Annotated in this window: 1 protein-coding gene and 1 pseudogene; one reads left to right on the plus strand and one right to left on the minus strand. The window is 54.3% G+C overall.

What is annotated here, in order from left to right; all coding sequences use genetic code 11:
* Nucleotides 1-277: 277 nt before the first annotated feature.
* On the plus strand, nucleotides 278-1891 hold the full coding sequence (gene nadB, locus BBW68_RS00105; RefSeq protein ID WP_070133499.1) for an L-aspartate oxidase: 1614 nt from the start codon (nucleotides 278-280) through the stop codon (nucleotides 1889-1891).
* Here nadB and BBW68_RS00110 read toward each other — a convergent pair.
* A pseudogene (locus BBW68_RS00110) lies at nucleotides 1892-2089 on the minus strand (tRNA(1)(Val) (adenine(37)-N(6))-methyltransferase TrmN); the annotation flags it as partial.
* Nucleotides 2090-2369 lie beyond the last annotated feature (280 nt).

A 2369-nucleotide genomic window follows, 5' to 3' on the forward strand; every position in this document is an offset into this window, starting at 1 on the left:
TGTAACCTACTGATTTTATGTTATGGATGCTCGCTGTTTTTATGGGATCGCAGCATAATCTCCATTTATTCAACAATGCTCCTATAATCACGATAATAAGTGAACGTTCGTAATATTAAACGCCCTCTTACGCGAATTTTTCAAAAAGATGTCGTTTTTGTGACGAATACTTTTTTGATTTGGCTCCCACTCTTGATAGTGGTCGATAAAAAGCCTTCTTGCTTGGTTAATTTGAGTGCTATGCTCAGCAAACAACCTGTTTAGTAAATTAAACAACATGACTCTCTCTTCCGATTACAGCTGTGACGTGTTGATTATTGGCAGCGGCGCAGCAGGCCTTTCGCTGGCGTTACGGCTGGCTGAAAAACATCAGGTCACCGTGCTGAGCAAAGGCCCGGTCAGTGAAGGCTCTACGTTTTATGCTCAGGGCGGTATTGCCGCCGTGTTTGATAAAACTGACAGCATCGAATCACACGTGGAAGACACGCTGACCGCCGGCGGCGGCCTGTGCGAGCGTGAGGCTGTCTCCTTTATCGCCAGCAACGCCCGTCACTGCGTGCAGTGGCTAATCAACAACGGCGTGCTGTTTGATAAAGACACCCCGGTAAACAATGAACAGCGCTATCACCTGACGCGTGAAGGCGGACACAGCCACCGCCGCATCCTGCACAGCGCCGACGCCACCGGCAAAGCCGTGGAAACGACGCTGGTCAGCCAAGCGCTAAGCCACCCTAATATTAAGCTGATTGAACGCAGTAACGCCGTTGACCTGATTGTTTCCGATAAAATCGGGCTTCCGGGCGAGCGCCGCGTGGTCGGTGCCTATATCTGGAACCGCAAGCGTGAAGCGGTGGAAACTGGCAGCGCCCGCGCCGTGGTGCTGGCCACTGGCGGCGCGGCGAAAGTCTATCAATACACCACCAACCCGGACGTCGCCTCCGGTGATGGTATCGCGATGGCTTGGCGTGCAGGTTGTCGCGTCGCCAACCTTGAGTTTAATCAGTTCCACCCAACTTGCCTGTTCCACCCGGACGCACGCAACTTTCTGCTGACCGAAGCGCTGCGCGGTGAAGGGGCCGTACTTAAACGTCCTGATGGCACGCGCTTTATGCCTGACTTCGATGCGCGCGGCGAGCTGGCCCCGCGTGATATCGTGGCGCGGGCGATTGACCATGAGATGAAGCGGATCGGCGCTGACTGCATGTATCTGGACATCAGCCACCAGCCGCCGGACTTTATCTGCGCCCATTTCCCCACCATTTATGAGAAGCTGCTGACGCTCGGCTTTGACCTGACGAAGCAGCTGATTCCGATTGTGCCTGCCGCGCACTACACCTGCGGCGGTGTGATGGTCGATCGTCAGGGGTGCACCGATCTCAGCGGCCTGTATGCCATCGGTGAGGTCAGTTACACCGGCCTGCACGGCGCTAACCGACTAGCCTCAAACTCGCTGCTGGAGTGCTTGGTGTACGGCTGGTCAGCCGCCGAAGATATCAATCGTCGTCTGCCGGACGTGCCGATGGTGGAGGGGATACCTGCGTGGAATGAAAGCCGGGTCGATGATTCGGACGAGCGCGTGGTGATCCAGCATGACTGGCACGAGCTGCGGCTATTTATGTGGGACTACGTCGGGATTGTGCGCACCACCAAACGCCTTGAGCGCGCCCTGCGCCGCATCAACACGCTGCAGCAGGAGATTGACGAATATTATGCCAATTTCCGCATCTCCAATAACCTGCTGGAGCTGCGTAACTTGGTTCAGGTCTCCGAACTGATGGTCCGTTGCGCAATGGCGCGCAAAGAGAGCCGCGGACTGCACTATACGCTGGATTATCCGGAAGAGCTGGATGAAGCGCTTCCGACCATTCTGCAGCCGCAGCTGAACGATTAATTAGCGGAACAGATAGAAATTGCGGGTCAGGCTACAGTGCGCTTCGGAGTACTGTTGGTCCGGCCAGCGAATGGTCATACAGTCCAGCAGCTGTTCACCGGCTTGCGGGGAGAGCGCCAGCAGCATACGGTTAGGTGGCCGCGTCTCGTTATCAGACACGTCCGTGCGAAAACTCAGATGCCAGCCGCGCTGCCGCGCCAGCATCAGGGCAATTAAACCACTGCCGCTGCCGATATCCAGCGCGCGCGTAACGTTCGCCACCAGCACCTAGGTGCCTAAGCAATGGCATTCGGTTAAGAAAGCAACTATGCTATAAAGATCTAGGCTTTTTCAGACAGTATGCTGATGGATATCTATCACTATCTGAATAAAATATCTTATGATTCATGTTCAAAAATTGGTAATGCTACCAACTTACTGATTTAGTGTATAATGGTGCTTTTGAGGTGCTCCAGTCGCTTCCATTTCCATCAGTTGT

This window comes from Candidatus Erwinia dacicola (assembly GCF_001756855.1).
In the GTDB taxonomy this organism is placed as follows: domain Bacteria; phylum Pseudomonadota; class Gammaproteobacteria; order Enterobacterales; family Enterobacteriaceae; genus Erwinia; species Erwinia dacicola.